15 protein-coding genes are annotated in these 21,605 nt (G+C 36.8%); 9 read left to right on the forward strand and 6 right to left on the reverse strand.

Going from position 1 to position 21,605, the window contains the following annotated elements:
* Positions 1-27: 27 nt before the first annotated feature.
* Positions 28-2,472 carry a bifunctional UDP-N-acetylmuramoyl-tripeptide:D-alanyl-D-alanine ligase/alanine racemase gene (locus tag HX004_RS04225; RefSeq protein ID WP_286441066.1) on the reverse strand — a complete coding sequence of 815 codons (2,445 nt, stop codon included), beginning with the start codon at positions 2,470-2,472 and terminating at the stop codon, positions 28-30.
* A gap of 55 nt (positions 2,473-2,527) precedes the next feature.
* Complete coding sequence (locus HX004_RS04230; RefSeq protein WP_286441067.1) at positions 2,528-2,890, reverse strand: DsrE family protein; 363 nt, start codon at positions 2,888-2,890, stop codon at positions 2,528-2,530.
* A 200-nt stretch (positions 2,891-3,090) separates the two neighbouring features.
* On the opposite strand from HX004_RS04230, the gene HX004_RS04235 reads away from it, so the two are divergent.
* The 7 genes from HX004_RS04235 to HX004_RS04265 all read left to right on the forward strand — a co-directional run bounded on the left by HX004_RS04235 (position 3,091) and on the right by HX004_RS04265 (position 10,339).
* Entirely contained in the window at positions 3,091-3,651 is a 561-nt protein-coding gene (locus tag HX004_RS04235; RefSeq protein ID WP_286441068.1) for a YeeE/YedE family protein, read from the forward strand.
* A 10-nt stretch (positions 3,652-3,661) separates the two neighbouring features.
* Positions 3,662-4,075, forward strand: coding sequence for a DUF6691 family protein (locus HX004_RS04240; protein WP_286441069.1), 414 nt, complete (start codon positions 3,662-3,664; stop codon positions 4,073-4,075).
* Between the two features lie 83 nt (positions 4,076-4,158).
* Positions 4,159-4,794 (forward strand): Crp/Fnr family transcriptional regulator, encoded by a 636-nt coding sequence (locus HX004_RS04245; protein ID WP_286441070.1) that lies wholly within the window; start codon positions 4,159-4,161, stop codon positions 4,792-4,794.
* 2 nt (positions 4,795-4,796) lie between these two features.
* On the forward strand, positions 4,797-5,582 hold the full coding sequence (locus tag HX004_RS04250; RefSeq protein ID WP_286441071.1) for a sulfite exporter TauE/SafE family protein: 786 nt from the start codon (positions 4,797-4,799) through the stop codon (positions 5,580-5,582).
* A gap of 72 nt (positions 5,583-5,654) precedes the next feature.
* Entirely contained in the window at positions 5,655-7,082 is a 1,428-nt protein-coding gene (locus HX004_RS04255) for an MBL fold metallo-hydrolase (protein ID WP_286441072.1), read from the forward strand.
* Between the two features lie 5 nt (positions 7,083-7,087).
* Entirely contained in the window at positions 7,088-7,405 is a 318-nt protein-coding gene (trxA, locus tag HX004_RS04260; RefSeq protein ID WP_286441073.1) for a thioredoxin, read from the forward strand.
* A 198-nt stretch (positions 7,406-7,603) separates the two neighbouring features.
* Positions 7,604-10,339, forward strand: a complete 2,736-nt coding sequence (locus HX004_RS04265; RefSeq protein ID WP_286441074.1) for a M16 family metallopeptidase — start codon at positions 7,604-7,606, stop codon at positions 10,337-10,339.
* Positions 10,340-10,393: 54 nt separating this feature from the next.
* On the opposite strand, the gene HX004_RS04270 is transcribed toward HX004_RS04265, so the two are convergent.
* Positions 10,394-11,212: a hypothetical protein gene (locus HX004_RS04270; protein ID WP_286441075.1), complete on the reverse strand. Its 819-nt coding sequence runs from the start codon at positions 11,210-11,212 to the stop codon at positions 10,394-10,396.
* Between the two features lie 73 nt (positions 11,213-11,285).
* Positions 11,286-13,082, reverse strand: a complete 1,797-nt coding sequence (gene lepA, locus HX004_RS04275; protein ID WP_286441076.1) for a translation elongation factor 4 — start codon at positions 13,080-13,082, stop codon at positions 11,286-11,288.
* Positions 13,083-13,421: 339 nt separating this feature from the next.
* Here lepA and HX004_RS04280 point away from each other — a divergent pair, with 339 nt between their 5' ends.
* Positions 13,422-14,303 (forward strand): SdiA-regulated/phytase-like domain-containing protein, encoded by an 882-nt coding sequence (locus HX004_RS04280; protein WP_286441077.1) that lies wholly within the window; start codon positions 13,422-13,424, stop codon positions 14,301-14,303.
* On the opposite strand, the gene HX004_RS04285 is transcribed toward HX004_RS04280, so the two are convergent.
* A complete protein-coding gene (locus HX004_RS04285) occupies positions 14,286-17,993 on the reverse strand; it encodes a metallophosphoesterase (RefSeq protein WP_286441078.1) in 3,708 nt (1,235 codons plus the stop codon). The genes HX004_RS04280 and HX004_RS04285 overlap by 18 nt on opposite strands.
* A 27-nt stretch (positions 17,994-18,020) precedes the next feature.
* Here HX004_RS04285 and HX004_RS04290 point away from each other — a divergent pair, with 27 nt between their 5' ends.
* Positions 18,021-19,178, forward strand: coding sequence for a Pycsar system effector family protein (locus HX004_RS04290; protein WP_286441079.1), 1,158 nt, complete (start codon positions 18,021-18,023; stop codon positions 19,176-19,178).
* Here the strand turns inward: HX004_RS04290 and HX004_RS04295 are convergent.
* The gene (locus HX004_RS04295) at positions 19,159-21,525 is read right to left on the reverse strand and encodes a hypothetical protein (RefSeq protein WP_286441080.1); all 2,367 of its coding nucleotides are present in this window, start codon (positions 21,523-21,525) and stop codon (positions 19,159-19,161) included. The genes HX004_RS04290 and HX004_RS04295 overlap by 20 nt on opposite strands.
* Positions 21,526-21,605: the final 80 nt, after the last annotated feature.

Consider the following 21,605-nt stretch of genomic DNA (forward strand, 5'->3'; position numbering starts at 1 on the left):
TATTTTATTCTAAAAAAAAACTTTTTTTTACTCTTCGAAAAAAATTCTTTTAACTCTTTGAGACACACTTGTTATTATTTCATATGGAATTGTGTGAATAGCCTCCGCTATAATCGTCGTTGGCAAATCTGCTCCAAAAATAATAACCTCATCTCCTTCACGACAATCAATGGCTGTAACATCGACCATTAACATATCCATACAGATGGATCCGGTTATTGGCGCTTTTTGATTTTCAATCAAAACATAACCTCCATTACTTCCCCATAGACGATGAATCCCATCTGCATATCCAATTGGCACAGTCGCTATCTTCGTTTTTCCCGTCGCTCGAAAACGACGACCATAACCAACACTCTCGCCAGTCTCTATTTCTTTCACCTGCATAATGCGCGTTTTCAAGGTTCCCACATTGCGCAATTGCTTCATCTCTTGTTTGTCATTGCCAATACCATACAACCCAATTCCCAAACGTACCATATCCATCTGATACGAAGAATAGTTATAAATACCCGATGTATTTAAAATGTGTAAAATGGGTTGAATCTGCAATTGCTCCTTAATATAGGAACTATCTTTTTGGAACAATTCCATTTGCCCCAAGGTAAAATCTTGATATACCTCCATATCACTAGAAGATAAATGAGAAAAAATAGATTTTACTTCTACGCTATTGGTGTGTTTTAAAATAGCAATAAGCTCATCCAATTCGGAGGTTACAAATCCATGACGATGCATACCCGTTTCTACCTTAATATGTATAGGATATTGATACGCGTTTTTTTCACGAACTAATTGAAGAAAAGCACGTAGTTCTCGAAGCGAATAAATCTCAGGTTCTAAATCATAAGCCACCATAGCAGAAAAAGCACTAATCTCAGGATTCATCACAATAATATTCGTTTTAATTCCTGCTTTTCGCAATGCAATTCCTTCATCAGCAAATGCCACTCCTAAATAACTTACTTTTTCATGCTCCAATAACTTGGCAATTTCAACACTTCCGTGACCATAACCAAAAGCTTTTACCATCACCATGGTTTTGGTTTCTGGTTTTAATTTAGAGCGATAGAAATTTAAATTATGACGAATAGCGGTGAGATTAATCTCCAATACGGTTTCATGAGTTTTTTCTTCTAATAAACTGACAATTTTATCGAAGCGAAATCCTCGTGCTCCCTTAATTAAAATTGTTTCATCTATAAATTCATCCATGGACACTTTTTGCAAAAATTCATCCGTAGATGCAAAGTAGCGCACAATGGAAGAATCTTTGCCATATTGACTAATTTCTTCTCCAATGCAAATTACCTTTCCAATATGAGAGTTCTTGAGCAATTGATTGACTTGTCGATACAATTCTCGCGGTTCTAATCCACTGTGAAATACATCAGATAGAATCACTGTTTTATTGGCATTACTACGGTGCTTTTCCAAGAAGTCCAAAGCAATACTCAAAGATTGAAAATCCGAGCTATAAGCATCATCAATAATCGAACAATTGTTGATGCCTTTTTTTACTTGCAATCGCAATTCAATCGCATACAATTTTTTGATGCGTTCTTGTATGGTTTCAATTGCATACCCCATGACGAGCATCGTCAGAATACAGGTCATGCAATTTTGTATCGAAAATTCATCCGTAAAAGGAATGTCAACCGTAAAGGTTTCTACCTTATTATATATAAGTGTTAGTTTCCTCTCTTCAACCTTGCCGTATAAAACGGTATCTGAATCAGTTAAACTCCAACTTGCATAGGTCGTTTGTGAAGGTAGTACGGCTAAAATTCGAGGGTCTTTTTCTCCAATTAGGACAGGTGTATGCGTAAACAATTGCATTTTCTCTTGAATCTTTTGTTCTACTGTTTCAAACCCGTCCTGATGTTCACTGGTTATCGAAGTGATAATCCCCAACGTTGGCTGAACAATTGGCTGTAGATTTTTCATCTCATTTACTGTAGATATTCCTACCTCAAACAAACCAATCGTATGCTGTTCAGCCATTCCAAATACAGATAAAGGCACACCTGTTTGTGAATTGTAACTCTTGGGACTTTTTATGATAGAGTATTCCTTACTCAACAGAAAATTCAACCATTCTTTGACCACCGTTTTCCCTCTACTTCCCGTTATTCCCACCACTGGAATATCGAACTTTTGACGATGCCAAGTGGCAGCTTGTTGCAGCGCTTGTAACGTATTTTGTACAACAAAATACGTTACGCCTGGCTGTTGTATTATTTTTGTTTGATCTGATACCACAAAATAGGTAATTCCCAATCGAATCAGTTCTTCGATATAAGTATGTCCATCGTGATTTTGTCCAACCAAGGCAAAAAACAAGGTTGTACTATCATTTAAAAGCGTTCTGCTGTCTACAGAAACGCGATTAATTTCAAAGCGCTCTTCTTTCTTATCCCCAATCACCTCAGCTTGCAGATAAGCACAGAAATTTGCAGTATCAATATTCATTAATTTGTCTTTATTTATTTCGACACAAAGGTAAACAGAGAGAATCTTTTGACCGCTATAAATTGCATTTAATATAGGCCCATCCTTCCTCTTGTTTTTCAATAATTGCAATCAATCCGGAAGGTACATAACCCACATGTTCGAAAATATCCGTTTTGTCAATTTGGCGTACGCGGATAGTATTTTCACAAGCAAAAAACTGAACGCCTTTTTGCATGGCTTGCTTCAAAGCATCACCAACCATTGTCTTTGTTTTTCTCACCATTCCAATAGCTGGACCATGTACAACCACATGGATTTCCACATCATTTCCCCAATGATTAATTACATTCGTTACATAGGTCATTAAAGCGTTTTGTTCATTGATATTTTCGGTATTCATTTGAAAAACAACCCTATGTTTCTTTCTTGTATTCATAATTGTACTCGTTTAATTTTTGTTTTTTGTTGATTAATTATAAAGCTACTAAATCCTTTTTCATTATTCGAAATTTTCGCTTGTTTTTTACACCTTTTTCTTCCTCCCCTATCTTAAATGTCTTTTACTGTATCAAAAGTTACTGTGCATCCCTAAAATAATCCTCACTTTTGTCCTATACAAATCTAAATAGAACAATTATGCATTGGATTTACGAACCTTGGCCTTGGTATATGGGTGGAATTTTTATCGCTACCACCTTAGTGTTACTGTTACTCATGGGGAAAACTTTTGGTTTTTCTTCCAACTTAAGAACCATGTGTTCCATGATGGGAGCAGGAAAGACTTGTGATTTTTTCTGTTTCAACTGGAAAGCCCAAACGTGGAATTTACTTTTCTTAATAGGAACCATACTCGGCGGGTTTATTGCTTATCATTTTTTAAGTGTCAATGGTGCTGCTATTCCCTTGGGAGAATCCACCATTCAAAAGCTGAACGAATTGGGTATTGAAAGTGCTGGTCAGGCCTATGTTCCAACTGAGCTCTTTGGAGAAGAAGCATTTTCCTCTATCAAAACAATCCTTTTGCTACTAATTGCTGGTTTTTTTGTTGGTTTTGGATCGAGATATGCGGGTGGATGTACTTCAGGACATGCAATTACAGGCTTGAGTAATTTTCAATTGCCTTCTCTTATCGCCGTTATTGGCTTTTTTATCGGTGGACTGATTATGGTACACTTAATTTTTCCACTTATCTTTTAATGCTTACGAAATGAAAAAAATAGCTTATTTATTCGTCGGTATCTTATTCGGTATTGGCATGTTTAAATCAGGAGCTTCTTCTTGGTTTAGAATTTATGAAATGTTTCAATTTGATAGCTTTCATATGTATGGAATTATGGGAACAGCCTTAACCCTAGCCGTTATAGCCACCTTGATCATCAAAAAGAAAAAAATCAACGATTTTTCGGGTAATCCCATTGTATTTACCCCAAAAGAAAAGCGCATTCCTCGGTATTTACTTGGCGGTATCTTCTTTGGATTAGGTTGGGCACTCGGTGGTGCATGTCCTGGTCCTATGTTTGCCTTATTAGGTGCTGGTTTTTATCCGATCATCATTGCCATTATAGGAGCTTTATTGGGTACCTGGTTTTACGGTCTTATACAAAAATGGTTGCCTCATTAAAAAATTAGCCCTCGCGGTTCTCCTATTTTTGATACCTAAACCATTTATACTATCTTTAAATCCAAACAACGAGAAGTATTACTATGGGACATATTATTAAAGAGAAATACCAAGGTCTTTTTGAAGAAAAGTTACTAGACGAAATTATTGAAGTCTCTACAATTAAAGATTTTACAGAAGGAGAACGCCTGATGGAAATTGGAGAATACATCAAAAAAATTCCCTTATTATTATCTGGTGCAATTAAAATAATACGCGAAGATCAGAAAGAAGGAGAAATTGTATTGTACTATATCGAAGAAGGAGACACCTGTGCGATGACCTTAACTTGCTGCTTGGGAGAGACCAAAAGTCAGGTACGTTCTATTGCAGAAAAAGACGGTAGTGTAATCTTAATTCCTGTAAGTAAGATGGATGATTGGCTCGTTCGCTATAAAAGCTGGCGCAATTTTGTGCTGAATAGTTACAATAACAGAATGAACGAAATGCTGTCTGCAATTGACAGTTTGGCTTTCATGAATATGGAAGAGCGCTTGTGTAAATTACTACAAGACAAAGCCAAAATATACAACAGCAAATTCATCCACAATACCCATCAAGAACTTGCAGATGAGTTAAATACCTCTAGAGTTGTTATCTCTCGTATCTTAAAAACCCTAGAAAATCAAGGGATTATTCGCTTAAACAGAAAATACATCGAATTGCTCAAAAACAATTAATCATGAACATAGAATTTGTCGGTTATGCTTTAGCCCTTTTAGTGGGGATTTCGCTTGGCTTAATTGGCAGTGGAGGTTCCATTTTAACCGTACCTATTTTGGTATACATTTTAAAAATAGAGCCTTTTTTAGCTACCGCTTATTCCCTATTTATTGTGGGGTCTACCGCTTTAGTTGGAGGCATACAAAATGCTGTGAACCGCAAAGTAAATTACAAGTTAGTTTTGCTTTTTGGAATTCCTTCCTTACTAGCTGTATATGTGATGCGCGCCTTTGTATTGCCTTTAGTTCCTGACGCGTTTGTCTTTGGATCTCTTTCACTTTCAAAGAATGTACTGCTCATGGTGCTTTTTGCTTTAGTGATGTTCGCGTCTTCGATGAAAATGATTCGCCCCAAGGCAATCACTTCTAAGATCGCACAACCTCAAGAAAGTAAGTTAATACTTCAAGGAGTTTTAATCGGGATTATAGCAGGAACCGTAGGTGCAGGTGGAGGTTTTTTAATCATTCCTGCCTTGGTTCTATTTGCCAACAGTAGCATGAAAGAAGCTGTGGGAACATCCTTATTCATCGTTGCCATTCAATCGCTCATCGGCTTTTTAGGAGACATTAAAAATCCGCTCATTGACTGGAACTTACTGCTTACTTTTAGTGGTATTTCAATCGCAGGTATATTTCTGGGTATATTTTTGACGCGTTATATTCCAGACAACAACTTAAAAAAAGGCTTTGGCTATTTTGTATTGCTGATGGCCTTATACATATTCAGTAAAGAAGTGTTTTTCTAGTTTGTAACCTATGTTACTGCACAATTAAAAACATCTTCTTACTTTTACTAATCAATAAAATAAACAAGACTTATGAAGATAGAACAAATTTATACTGGATGTTTAGCACAAGGTGCTTACTATATAGAGAGCAACGGAGAAGTTGCTATTATTGACCCTTTACGCGAAGTACAACAATACGTAGACAAAGCAGACAAGGATCAGGCTAAGATTAAGTACATTTTCGAAACGCATTTTCATGCGGATTTCGTAAGTGGACACGTTACTTTAGCAGAAAAGACGGGCGCTCCCATTGTATATGGCCCCAATGCCAATCCAACATTTAAAGCGCATATCGCAAAAGATGGTGAAGTGTTTCAATTGGGAAATATCACCATTACAGCCCTGCATACTCCTGGGCATACGATGGAGAGTACAACCTATTTATTAAAAGATGAAAACGGTAAAGATCACGCTATTTTCACAGGTGACACCCTATTTTTAGGAGATGTAGGTCGACCTGATTTAGCGCAAAAAGCAGCTAGCTTAACGCAAGAGCAATTAGCCGCAACTTTATACCACAGTTTACGCGATAAAATCATGCCGTTAGCAGACGATATAATCGTCTATCCAGCGCATGGAGCGGGTTCAGCTTGTGGAAAAAACTTAAGTAAAGAAACTGTTGGAACCCTAGGAGATCAGAAACAAACCAATTACGCCTTACGCGCAGATATGACAGAAGCTGAATTTGTCAAAGAAGTAACGGATGGCTTATTACCTCCTCCTGCTTATTTCCCATTAAACGTAAAACTAAACAAAGAAGGATACGATGATGTTGCAAACATTATCAACAATAATAAACCCTTAACTCCTGCGGAATTTGAATTACTCGCTGATGAGTCTGGTGCTTTACTACTTGATGTTCGATCAGCAGCTGACTTTGCTGCTGGACATATCCCAGGATCTATTTTTATTGGTTTAGATGGACAATTTGCTCCATGGGTAGGAGCTTTAATCACCGATATTAAACAACCGATTCTAATCATTGCTCCTGAAGGACGTGAGCAAGAGTGCATCATCCGTTTATCAAGAGTAGGGTATGACAATTCACTGGGATACTTAGCAGGTGGTTTTAACGCTTGGAAAAATGCGGGTAAAGAATATGATACCATACAACAAGTAACGGCTAGTGAATTAGAAACAGCGATGAACACGGGAGACATCACTATTTTTGACGTGAGAAAACCAGGAGAATACAATGCCTCCCACATTCAATACAAAAATCTAAACCATACACCATTAGATTTCTTAAATGATCATTTAGCCGCCTTCCCTACAACAGGAAACTTCTATATTCACTGCGCAGGTGGATATCGTTCACTCATTGCCGCTTCTATCTTAAAAGCAAGAGGATACCACAATATGATTGATGTAATTGGTGGGTTTGGCGCAATTAAAAATACGGGAATTGCATTAGAAGACAACAGCTGTACTTCTACTTGTTCCTCTAATTTAAAATAAAAAACATGACAAAATTTGAAGCGTTAATTCAATCCGATCAATTTGTATTGGTTGACTTTTTTGCTACTTGGTGTGGTCCTTGTCAAATGCAAGCCCCAGTATTAGAAGAAGTAAAAGCTATTTTACAAGATGATATTACGATTATCAAAATTGACGTAGATAAAAATCAAGCGATAACCGCGCAATACAGTACCCAATACAACATGAGAGGAGTCCCCACCTTACTGTTGTTCCGACAAGGTAAACTCTTGTGGAAACAATCGGGTTATACAGATAAACACACATTGTTATATCACTTTAACAAGTATAAAGACCTGTATTAAGCTGTAGAAGAGCTTTCCTAAATCAATCGAGCACTTAGCACTAGCTAAGTGCTTTTTTTTATACTAAATTAATCAACTTAAAACTTAAATATATGTTAATCAGTAACAAAAAGCTAAAATGGCGACCTATCTTCCATAAGCTTTTATTGATTGCATCAATTTGAGTTATTTACAACCAATTAGTATAAAACAATTTAAATGAAAAGAATTTTTTACACACTTGTACTGGCGAGTGCCATTGGTTTTACCAATTTCGCTGCCGCACAGCAAAGAAGCAAAGCTGCTTTTGTAACGCAAGTTGAAGACATTAAAGAATACAAATTGAGCAATGGGCTTCAGGTTTTATTACTTCCAGATGCTTCTCAAAACAACTTAGTCGTAAACATTGTCTACAAAGTAGGTTCTAAACACGAAGGGTACGGAGAAAAAGGGATGGCTCACTTATTAGAGCATATGCTTTTTAAAAGTACCAAAAACTTAGGAGACATCAAGAAGATGCTTTCGGACAAAGGAGGAGCTGCCAATGGTACCACATATTACGATAGAACGAATTATTACGAAGTATTCCCTTCTACTGATGAAAACTTAGCTTGGGCATTGGAGATGGAAGCTGATCGTATGATTAACGCAACTATCCTACAGGAAGACTTAGATAAAGAATTCTCTGTAGTACGCAATGAGTTTGAGATTGGAGAAAACGATCCAACAGGTGTATTAATGGAAAGAACCGCTAATACGGCCTACTTATGGCACAACTATGGGTTGAGTACAATTGGATCTAAAGAAGATATTGAGCGCGTAAAAACACCTCAACTGAGACGTTTTTACGAAAAATACTATCAACCAGATAATGCGGTCTTAGTTGTAGCAGGAAAGTTTGACGAGAAGAAAGCAATTGAATATATCGAACAGCATTTTTCTGTTATTCCTAGACCAACACGTGTGTTGGATGAAATATTAACGGTAGAACCAGCTCAAGATGGTGAGAAATACATTGAAGTAAAACGCAATGGAGATAGCAAACACATCCAAATGCTCTATCACACTGCTTCTTATGCAGATAAAGATTTTGCTGCCTTAGAAGCTTTAGAGCACATTTTAAACAACGATCCTTCGGGTTATTTACACCAAGCTTTAGTTGAAACACAGAAAGTATCTTCTTTATGGGCCTATAGTCCAACCGTACGCGATGCTAGTTTTATGCTATTCAATTTTGATGTACCTAATGATAAGGATCAAATGAAAACCTTAGCGGACATTAAAGCTGAAGTAGCCAAAATTGGAGATATTGCTTATACACAAGCTGATTTAGACCGTGCAAAAACGAAACTTTTAAAGGATATCGAATCCCTGCAAAACAATACAATTGGAACGGCGATTAACTTAACGGAAATCATCGGTTCTGGTGACTATCGCTTGGCTTTCTTACACCGTGACAATATTGAAAACTTAACCGTAGAAGATATCAAACGCGTGGCGAAAAAATACTTCAAAGACAACAACCGCACCGTTGGTTTATTTATCCCTACCAAAGAGGAAGTTCGCGTAAAACCGACCGAATTCTTGAATACAGATATCGAACATTTAGTAAAAGACTACAAAGGAAAAGAAACGTCTCACGACATCAGAGACTTTGCGCCAACAATTGCTAACTTAGAGCAAAACTATACCTCTGGTCAATTGAGCAATGGTTTAAAATACGGTATTATTGATAAAGATTTAAAAGGAGAAAAAGTAAATATTTCAATCAACATTCCAATTGGAAACCAAAAAGATCTACACAATAAACAATACGTTGGATCCTTCACAGCATCGATGTTGACTTCTGGAACTAAAGCATTATCTAAACAAGACATTCAAGATAAATTAGACAACTTAAAATCTAGTATTTCCATTCGCTTTAATGAGCAAACCATTTCAATTTTTGTTAATTCGTACCGCAGCACCATTAAGGAAACAATGGATCTCTTGGATGATGTATTGAAAAATCCAAGCTTCCCGGAAAGTGAGTTGACGAAGATGAAACTAGAATACACAACCTATTTGGAAAGCAATCTAAATGACCCTCAACAACTTGCATTTACCAAAATAGCACAAGCAACATCAAACGAAGCGAAAGGTAGTATCTTCTATGCTTCATCTATACAAGAAGACATTGATGGTGTAAAAGCTGTAACAACCAAAGAAATCAAAGATTTTTACGCTAAATTCTTCGGTGCTAACAATGGAATTGCTACGGTTTTGGGGATGCAAAACCAAGCAGAGGCCAAAGAATTACTAGAACGTGTTTTAGGAAACTGGAATAGCAACGCAAAATTTGAAAGAGCGTATCCTACTTTCTTTGGAACAAAACAAGGGAAAGAGATAGTACAAACACCAGACAAAGAAAATGCTGCGGCTGTAGGACAGTTAAACTTCCAAATGAATAAATCAAACCCAGATTATGCAGCCTTGACATTTGCTAATGAAGTAATGGGGGGTGGATTCATGACAGCTCGTATTCCACAAAGACTACGTGAAAAAGAAGGGATTAGCTATGGTGCTGGTACTTCCTTATCTGTACCTTCTAATGTAAATAACAACAACTCCAGCTGGATGATTTATGCCTTCTTAAATCCAACAAAACGAGGAGAAGTAGAAACGGCAATCAACGAAGAATTTGCTAAACTTGTTGCCAACGGAATAACAGAGGAAGAACTAAAAGCAAACAAAATTAGCTGGAAAAGTTCAAGACAAACGAACTTAGGTAGTGACAATTTCTTAATGTCATTATCTAACTTATACTTAACGTATGATATTCCATTCAATGATTTCGACAAGTTGAATACTGATATCGAAAAACTAACCGTAAAACAAGTGAATGCTGCAATTAAGAAGTACTTGCAACCATCAAAATTCACAACCATTTACGTGGGTGATTTTTCCAAAAAATAACAACCATAAAAAAACCTCTTGAGCTACAAGAGGTTTTTTATTTTCATGAATTGATTAACAAGCAAAATCCACTGTAGTAGCACCCGCTAAGTAAACCTTGTGTTTGGCTCCTTTAGACAGATATATTTCTACACTCTTTTGTTCGTAATCTGCTGATGTATCAAAAATAAAATCCAATTGACCATCGTGATCTAAATCACCAACAAACAGTAATTTTACAAAGGTATCATTGAAATGAGGGATATCTAAAACCAATTGTTCCTCACTTCCATCTACACTCAAATACAATTTATAATTCTCAAACAATTTAAAGGTCTTTTCCTGCTCTGAATCGTCTGTGTAAAGATAAGTGTCCATTTGTTTGCCTTCCGCTCTTAAAACGTATGTTTTTCCCTTAAAAACGTATTGTTGTGGTGCTTCCGGCCAAAGAGGTTGTTCTTTGATGTTTACTGTTTCTTTTTTCCCTTTTAGAATGTCCTTTGTTCCACTAAAGAAGAGTATTGGTCCCTCCTCTTCCGTTGAAATAGCTCCAATTACTTCAGATTCGGTACATTCGTTCATTTCTACTTGCAATTCGTACTTGGCCTTGCGCACTTGAAACTGTCCGTTTACTTCAAATAGAGCCAGCCAATTTGCATTGATTTTATTGACTTCTTCCCCATAAAAATCTCTATCATAAAACATCGGTAAAAGTACATCCATACTAATTTTCTCTTCTCTAGGTAGAATTGATTTAGTAATTGTACTAGGCGATGTTGTATCTTCTAAAACGACGTCTTCTATTTGTTCTGGTTGTGCTAAAGGTTCTGGTTTAGCAGTATCTTTACACCCCCATAAAGCCACCATAAGGGCTAATACGATTCCTTTTTTCATTTTTCTTTATTTTTTGACAAAAAAAAGACTATCCCAAGTTGAGATAGTCCCTTTATATCACGAGTCATTCGTTTTAATCATTTAATTTTAATACAGCCATAAACGCTTCTTGAGGAATCTCTACGTTTCCAACTTGACGCATGCGTTTCTTTCCTGCTTTTTGTTTTTCCAATAATTTACGTTTACGAGAAATATCCCCTCCGTAACATTTAGCGGTAACGTCCTTACGCAAAGCTTTTACTGTTTCACGAGCGATTACTTTAACTCCGATAGCTGCTTGGATTGGAATATCGAATTGTTGACGTGGAATCAATTCTTTCAATTTCTCACACATTTTTTTCCCGATATGGTAAGCGTTATCTGCGTGCATTAAAGCTGATAATGCATCCACTACGTTTGCATTCAACATCACGTCCACCTTCACTAAGTTTGATGTACGCATTCCAATTGGCGAATAATCAAACGAAGCATATCCTTTAGAAACCGTTTTTAATCGGTCGTAAAAATCGAATACAATCTCCGCCAAAGGCATATCGAACATCAACTCTACACGGTCTTCAGTTAAATATGTTTGATTGGTGATGATTCCGCGTTTTTCAATACACAAACTCATTACAGGCCCTACGAAGTCCGCTTTTGTAATAATGGTTGCTTTGATATACGGTTCTTCTACGCGTTCTAATTTTGAAGGTTCAGGCAAGTCAGAAGGGTTATTCACCACAATCGCTTGATCTGGGTTTTTCTTCGTATAGGCTAAGTACGATACGTTGGGAACCGTTGTAATTACCGTCATATTGAACTCACGCTCTAAGCGCTCTTGAATAATCTCCATGTGTAACATTCCCAAGAATCCACAACGGAAACCGAATCCTAAAGCAGCCGAACTCTCTGCAGCAAATACCAAAGAAGCATCGTTCAATTGCAATTTCTCCATCGAGTTACGCAATTCTTCATAATCCTCAGTATCTACAGGGTAAATCCCCGCGAATACCATGGGTTTAACGTTTTCGAATCCTTCGATCATATTTTGCGTAGGTACTTTTGCATCTGTAATCGTATCTCCAACCTTTACTTCCTTTGCTTCTTTAATACCCGAAATTAAGTAGCCTACGTCTCCACTTGAGATGACTTGTTTGGGAACTTGATTCAATTTCAACGTACCAATTTCATCAGCAAAGTATTCTTTACCTGTAGCCATGAACTTAATTTTCTGACCTTTTGAAATCTTTCCGTTAATTACACGGAAGATTACTTCAATCCCTCTAAATGGGTTGTACACCGAGTCAAAAATTAAGGCTTGCAAAGGTTCCTCTACATCGCCTTTTGGCGCAGGAACTCTTTCAATAATTGCGGCTAATATTTCTTCCACTCCTAATCCTGTTTTACCAGAAGCAGGAATAATTTCTTCGTAATCACAACCTAATAGGTTTACAATATCGTCGCTTACTTCTTCAGGATTAGCACTTGGCAAATCAATTTTATTTAAAACAGGAATGATCGTTAAATCATTTTCTAGTGCTAAATAAAGGTTTGAAATCGTTTGTGCTTGGATACTTTGAGCAGCGTCGACAATTAACAACGCACCTTCACATGCAGCAATAGATCTAGAAACTTCGTAAGAGAAATCTACGTGTCCTGGTGTGTCAATTAAGTTTAATATATATTTTTCGCCTTTGTATTCGTACTCCATTTGGATAGCATGAGATTTAATTGTAATCCCTCTTTCACGCTCCAAATCCATACTGTCCAAAAGCTGATTTTGTTGCTCACGTGCAGTTACCGTTTGTGTAGCATCTAACAAACGATCTGCTAACGTACTCTTACCATGGTCAATGTGAGCAATAATACAAAAGTTTCTAATGTTCTTCATCTTGGTTATATCCATTATTATAAGATCAATAAAGTAAAAAAGTCAGAAGAAATAGGACTTCTTATCCCCGTGATCTAAGTTGTAAGGCTTTCGTTTTATTTCAATTACAAACAATACACCTATATTTTGCAAATATACTTTAAAGTTTCAATTTTTTGACGGGATATTCACTTTTAATCGCGAGAAATTGTCCCTTTTTTTTATAGTTGCCCCTCCCCATGGTATGGTCACTCTCTCCTTTTTCTAAAATTCTCCTTCATCCTCCAACAATAATCCCCTTGCTTCCTTCGTTTCCTATAAAGTTTTTCCGTAATTTAGAGTTCCAAAATTTACGCTATCATGAAAAAATATTTCCCTGCCCTAGTATTGGTTTTTACTTCTTTTGTCAGTTGCAGTCAAAAGAGCGATCTTATCCAAGATTACGCGACACTTCCTCCTTATTTAAAAGAAGTTTCAGGCATGTCTTTCGATGCTAATTCCCATTCTTTTTGGGTTTTACAAGACAGCGGTAATACGAATGAATTATATCAAATAGACTCCTTAGGACAGGTGATGCACACCCTAAAAGTGAAAAACCAAAAAAACAATGATTGGGAAGAGTTAGCCTCAGATCCTGCAGGTAATTTGTACATTGGCGATTTTGGTAACAACAAAAATACGCGTAAGAATTTACAAATTATTAAAATCAATAAAGATCAACTCCATGCGAAGGAAACAGAAGCAGACTATGTTATCACGTTTGACTATCCTGAGCAACGTGAATTTCCACCTAAGGCAACGGAACTTTTCTATGATGCAGAAGCTTTCTTTTATTATGACGACCACTTTTACCTCTTCACGAAAAACAGAAGCAAAGCGTTTGACGGTACTTCTTTAGTCTATAAAATTCCCAATACTCCTGGACATCATCAGGCAGAATACGTTCAAACGTTCAGAGGCTGTAATGTATATAAACACTGTGCTATAACAGGAGCAGCGATTAGTCCGGATCAGAAGACCTTCGTTTTACTGTCACACACTAAACTTTGGGTGATTGACAACTTCAATCCCAACGCAATTTTAGACGGTAAAATCGAGGTACATAAATTACATCACGATACACAAAAAGAAGCTGTCACCTTTGGAGATGACAGCACCATTTATATTTCAGATGAAGTAAAAAAGAAATCGGGAGGTAAAATTTATAAAGTAGACCTGAATCAATTAAAACCCAAATCCTAATCCGAAGACGAATCGTCCTCCATCTTTACTGTAAAAATACGAACAATGCAAGGTTGCTTGTTCAATGGCATTCACCCATAATCCAGCTCCATAGGCATTATGCCACTTGGAAGAACTTTCTTGTGGTGTCCAAACACGTCCATAATCAAAACCTGCATATACCCCATAAGACATCGGAATAAATCCAGCGGTAAACTGTCCGGCATTAAAACGCAAATCTGTGGTTTGTACGAAAGAGGTTTTACCTGTAAAACGCTCGGGTCTGAATCCTCTTAAATTGGTATTACCACCAATCGTCGCTCCGTGATAGAAATCGTAATTCGAATTCAATCGCGTTTGATAGGTAAAATTCGTTGCCAAGATCAAACGCTCACTGCGTTCTAAATAATGAGCGAAACTAACTTTAGCATCCAGAAAAGGAAAATTTTGTTTGTTATCTTCAAGATTCGTTCTCCATCCCATAGTAGCATGAAAAGCAAAACCTTTGGTTGGATTAGCCACATTGTTGTATTGTTGGAAATCATAGGTTGCCTTTATTGTTCCGTATTGTTGGAAATCAAATACTTTTTGGTCTACTAAATCAGGACTACTCGTAATAAAGCGATTGGCTTTATCTTGTACCTTCATCGCTTGATACACTGCATTTACTTCAAACGAATTTCCATTTTTTCCTTCAAATTTATATCCAGGTGATACGGAATAACTCTCAATTCTCACTCTTTTATATTCATCTCCCATCTCCTCATCAAAATAGTGCGTTTCGTTTCCAATTCCATAGTAATTCACTGCAAAATTCGGGCTTGTCGCTCTAGCATTCAACGTGAATCCCCAGTTGTTTGTTGCATTGGGAAAATGACCGGCATATTCTGCCTCTACTCCTTTGGTATTAAACGAATAAAATCCTTTAAGTGTATGTTTCGCCGCATAGGGATCCTGCACAAATTTCAAGCGCTTTGACGAATACAAAAAGCCCAGCTTTACTCCATCTTCAGGATTATATCCCACATTGGGCAACAACATATTCACCGTTAAGGGCAATTTCTCGTAATTGAAATTATTTAAGTCGTAGCGATTGGTAAAATAATGCTTCGTTTTTTTGCCGACTTCCGTCAATTCGTTTTGCTTATCTGCATAGTCGTAAACCACTACTTTTTTGTTGTTTTCAATTTGGAAAGTATCCTTGTTCTTTCCACCAATCAAACGCAGTTTAATTTTGGCTTTATCACTTCCTTGCACGATGAATGTATCTTCATCATTCAATCCGTAAATCCAAATTTCTTTGGTTTCTTGAGGATTATAAGTCTTCTCAAATACCGTTTCTTGCCCTGATTTTTTCTCTCTATTTTGAACCAAGTGAACCGATCCATCTTCCATTCGATTAACGAGGAATACATCCTTCTTATCTGTTCCTGACAACACGACGTACTTACGCAATTCACGGTAATATTTTGGCACAAAATCCGCTATTTTTTTCTTGCGTTCTTTCAAAACGTATTTGATGTGTTCTACATCTTCTCCTTGCACTTCTTGAGGTAATTTTGCAAAGGCTTGTTCAATACTTTCATCATCTAAATCGCGCACAATAGACTCCGCTTGGGTAATCCAATCTGCTTCTGTTGTTGATTTCAATAAATATTGATCCAATGGAAATGCAGTGTGATTAATCCAACGTGGATTGGCAAAATCTTCGGTATAATTTTGCATATGGCGCAACATCGGCAACTTTTTAATTAAGGATAATAAAGCTCCGTCGATTTTGGCAAACGCTTGATCTCGATCTCGAGGCACTGGGCGATAAATGACTTGATCCCCTTCTTTAAATTCCGACCATCGCCACTGATCTCCATGTCGATCCCAATCACCAATGAGCATATCAAAAATACGCGCACGCAGATACATTTGTTGATCTACAGCATATTTTTCATCCTTTCTCAAGTTGGCAATGACATCTGTTGTGCTGATGATTTTAGCTGCGTTTCCAAAACTCTCTTCTTCATGTCCTTCACTCGGACGCTCTTCAATCATATACAACTCATCCCCATATTTAGCGTTAAAAGCGCCAAGCGCTTCTTGTTTAGGAATATAATATAATTCAGGATTGGTGTGATAAATCCCTACCTTCTTCGATAAATCTCCAATAATAAAAGGCGTATAAGGGTGAGCAGTAGTGTAGAAGTCATAAATAAAACCTTCTGCCCAAGTATTGTCAAAAGATTCCATGACATAATTATCTCGAAATACTGCCGTTTGCAAAAAACGAGAAACGCTTTTTCGAACCCCACGCATCACATATTGGGTGCCATTTTTATCAGCCAGACGCAGCGATAGTGATTGGTTTCCTCCCCCTGATATTAGCGGTGTTAACCCTCCTTTTAACGAATCTAGATTTGCCACTGGTGCTAAGATCGGTTGACCATAAGTAGAGCGATAGTGATCTCCCCAAAGGAAGCGATAGAACCCACTTTTTTGGGTCCATTTTTCTGGGTAAACACTAGCCACAGTCGAATCGACAGTTGGTATACCATAATCATCCGTTGACGTCATTTCCGGCTGAAAAATTTGCTGTCGCCAAGTGAGTTGATGCCCTCCATTTTGAAAGGTATAAAAATGAAGGAATGCGCTTTTGTCCGCCGTTATTTCTAGTGTAGCATACCCCAATTGTCCGGCAGAAAAACTCCCTTTTTCAATGGCTCTTGCTGGAGATAAGTTCCCCAATGCTCCACTGACAATTTGCTTCACTCCATCTTTCTCGTGATATTGTAAATTTCGCTCATGTCCTGACACCACGACTACATTCTCATACATTTGAGCCATTGTTTGAAGTCGCTTATTCAAGGCATTATACTTCTTGCTTTGCAGATCTTGGGTGTTGATTCCAGATACAGCACGCGTATAATTAATCAATGATCCTAAAAAAGGCAAAGGGATTTTCGCTTCCAAGGGATACAAATGATCGTGTAACGAAAAATACCCTCCGTGGTTTCCTGTACTATATACGGGATGATGTAGTGCTAAGACCACAATTTTATTTTGATTTTTATTAATTTCTCCTCTCAATTCATCAAAGAAATCCTCTCTAGTTTTGATGTCACAATCTTCATTCATATTGGGTTGTTGATCCCAATTCTCCAAATACCACTGACTATCCACAACAATTAAAACTGTTTCATCGTTAATTTTTAATCGTTCAAATCCACATACTTTACGCGGTAACAGCGCTTTTTTATCTTCTAGATTAGCCGTTAGGTACTTCGAAATATCTTTAATTCCCTCATACCCTTTTTTCCATTCCGATTCACCATTGATGAACACCGTTTCCCCTTTAAACTGCTTCGCCCAATTTAGTGCCGTATTCAGTTGAAAATCCGATTCGCTTTTGAGTTGTTTTTTTTGTATATTATCTCCTAACAAAACCAAAGTCGACGTTTTGTCCGCTTGATTAAATACTTGAGTCAATTGCTCTAGATGTGCTTGTTCTTCTTGTGACTTCGCCTCCAACAAACCTCCAACGAAATAGTATGTATGCACAATTTTATCGTTACTTTGGCGTTTTATCTCTGCATTAGACGCGTCATATTCTCGTTGTTGAGGGCTCAACGTTGCACAAGAATAAAAGAAGACCAAGAGAAGAAAATAAGCCATCGGCTTAATTTTAACGCGATTATCGGGGTTTTGACTAAATAATTTCATATTTTTAGACATCAAAAGAGGGTTGCTATGACTATTTTACAAAAAGTTGAAGAGTATATCTTTCAACGATACAAAGATACATTATCACAACAATATACCTATCATAATTTCCAACATACTACACGTGTAGTGAATGGTTTAGAGGAATTATTAAAGAAAATAGAGGTCAGTGAACAAGAAGCACTAAACTTAAAACTAGCTGCTTGGTTTCACGATATTGGCTATACCCAATCCTGTACAGAACACGAACAACACGGAGCAGCAATTGCTGAAGCTTATTTGATTGCTGAAGGAGTTCCAACCGCAGATATCGAATGCATTAAATCCCTCATTTTAGCAACAAAATTAGACCACGTACCGACTAATTTATTGGAATGCATCATCAAAGATGCAGATTTTGCTCATATTTCTGATGATAATTTCATGGACATCAGCAACTTGCTATTGAAAGAATTGAAAGTCACTTGTAATCTTCCTTTTTCACCCGAAGAATGGAATCAACAAAATTTAGATTTTTTACTCTATAAACACCGTTTTTATACCGATTATGCTCGTCAGAAATGGCAACCTAAAAAACAAGAAAATATATTCAACATCAGAGCATGCATCGAAAAAGATAAAAAGAAAAAGGAGAAAACCACAAAAAAGGAACATTTCAGATCCATTGATACCCTATTTCGCACTACTTTGCGCAATCACACTCAACTAAGTGCCATCGCCGACCGTAAAGCGAATATTTTGCTGTCAGTAAATGCAATTATCATTTCGATTTGTTTATCCACTTTAATTCCAAAATTAGATAGCCCATCAAATGCACATTTAATTATGCCCACTTTTGTCTTAATCTTCTTTAGTGTAGCTACGATTATTTTTGCCATTATGTCTACAAGACCTAAGGTAACCACTGGAACCTTTTCACAAGAAGAAGTTGACAATCACACTGTTAATCTACTTTTCTTCGGCTCATTTCACAAAATGCCGTTGGACGAATATTACAAAACGCTGCGAAATCTAATCCGCAAAGAGGAAAATATTTACGAAGCCCTAACGACTGATTTATACTATTTAGGTAAAGTATTAAACAGAAAGTACACTTTATTGCGTATAACCTATACGATCTTTACCATTGGAATCTTGGCTTCCGTAATTGCTTTTGTCTTAGCCTTTAGAGGTATTGGTTTCTAAGGAAATTCACCATCAATTGTTGATAGTCTAATGCCTCTAAGTTGTAATTGAGATTAACCAATACACGAAGTCCAATTAATCCAGCTACTCCCTGTAAATCTTCTACTTCAAATGCCTGAATAGTAGATTGCAAGACTCCTACGTATTGTAAATACTTAATATAAGCCATATACTCATCACGATCTACATGAGAGGCAAAAACAATAGCGATGCTCTTCGGTTGAACAATTCGCTCTTCAGAATTTTGAATCACAGCTTTGTCCAATCGCTTTTTGATGATTTCGTAACGCGTATTATAAGATCCATCGATATCAAATCGCTTTTCATCCATTCGAAACTGAATGCTCAAAGAAGTATCGTAAACTAAAATAAGCGAGGTAGCATCCATTGGAATCTCATCTTGAATATTGTTGCGGTAGTGAATACACATTTGTTCAGCGATGACTTGCAATTGCCACAATCTCAGATTTTGGAGATAGGTAATATCAAAAGCGCGATCCGGACAAATAGAATCACCGATGTAAATATTGTGCTCTACGCCATCGGTTTTAAATCGCTCATAATAATGTGGATAGACCGCCTGAGCTTCTTTTTGTCTCTTATCTAAAATATCGGAATAGCACTTATTAATGCGTCCAATTTGCTTATCAAATACCTTGCGATAGCGGTAGTATACATCCAATTCATAATCAATAAACCCAAAATAGGTATTCAATTGCTCGGTATTAAAGAGGTAACTTTCTTTTTGCAGTAATGGATGAATCTCTTCTCGAATATACGTTTGAATGCGTTGCTCTAATCCAGAATAAAAGTGATTTTTTACTTGTTTATTGTACGCTTTGAGCTTCAAGCGATGTTTTTCTAATAGAATATTCTCTATTTCTTTGGCATAATCATCTAATAAATGGATCAACTGATCCAATTGTGCTTTTAAATCTTTCTGAATGGCGTCATTTCTCAATTGACTGGATCCCTTAATGTCAATTTCTCCATAGAGAGGAAAAACATCAGGAAATGCAATAGGCGTAAGAATATAGTTCTTGTCTGTTACGCTGTCAATGTAGTTTTTTTGTGCCTCTTCAAGAAATTTCCAATATACACTTGGATGAATGGTCGTGTATTCACGTTGAATAATCGCTTCAATGTGATTCAATGCATCGGTTCTTACACGTTCCATTGTTTCAGAAATAATCGGCATCAATTCATTCAATTTCTGCGCATTGACACTGTGTAAATCTCGAGGATTACTCGAGACAATTTCCAAGATTCCCTCAATTCCAGTAGAGGTAATAATGGGACTAAACAAACAGCTTCGAACTCCTTTTTGCACTAAATTCAAACACATCTCTCGGTGTTCACCTTTGTGCGTTTCTGCTTCAACATCAGAAATACTAAAATATTGCTTTTGCACCATCAAGCGGCGATAAGCCTGAGCAGAAATCACAATTTGGCTTTCTTCTTCATTGAGTAGATAGCTATTGACAATCATGACGTTTTTTAGTTCGGATTGGGCTGTTTTATCACCTTGAAGTACCGTCAATCCAATTTTTAAATTAGGTAGTTTAAAAATAGAACTGAACAATTGATTGACAAAATCACCCAAAGGTTTGCGCTGCAATTCTGTTTTCAAAAAGCTTTCCTTTAGAAGAGAAAGCGCATTTTCAAAGGTTACATCCACCAAACTCAACAGTCCAAATCCTTTTAAATTCCAACTTTTTTGTGGAAAATAACGCTGCCAAAGTTCAAAATCATCGTAATTATCCTGTAGAAGTTCAATATCTGTTTGGGAGAGCATAACCGCGTTTTCTCGAGGAGTTAGCTCTACAAAATCAGCATTATACAATACGCGATAATAGCGTGTAATTCCTCGTTTATCAGGTAAGTCTATAAAGAGGGGTTGCGTCAAATCAAAATTTGATTTGAAATAATAATTCATGATAATACAACAACAAGCGATATAGTATTCATTTTGGTTAAAGTTTCGAATCTCCCCTGTGTATTTCCCTCCAGCATCTTCTATAATTTGCTTGAATCGCCTGGTGTGATTAAACATAATGTTTTGAAAGGGCATAGAAACGGCTTTGATTTCATTGTCAGACAAAGCAGAAGGAAAGATAACATCAAACAATTCAACTATTAAATTTTCATGTATATCTTCCAATGCATGATCTAGACAAGCTGCATCAATAACTAGTTGTTGATTTGCCCTATCCAACAGATCTTCATAATACGCTTTACGATAAGGATTTCCATTCTCTTTTGCGATAAATTTTTTCAATTCTTCTTTTAACTTATCAAAAGAAAATTCAATGTGGAAAGGCGTTAATTCAAAAGCTTTTAATCTCATGTTGTTTAGTGCTATAAAGTCTAAAGATACGGAATCCTTGAATTTTAATTGGTTTCAGCTTGAATTATCTTCTGTAAAAA

This window comes from Myroides sp. 1354 (assembly GCF_030324495.1).
GTDB lineage: Bacteria > Bacteroidota > Bacteroidia > Flavobacteriales > Flavobacteriaceae > Flavobacterium.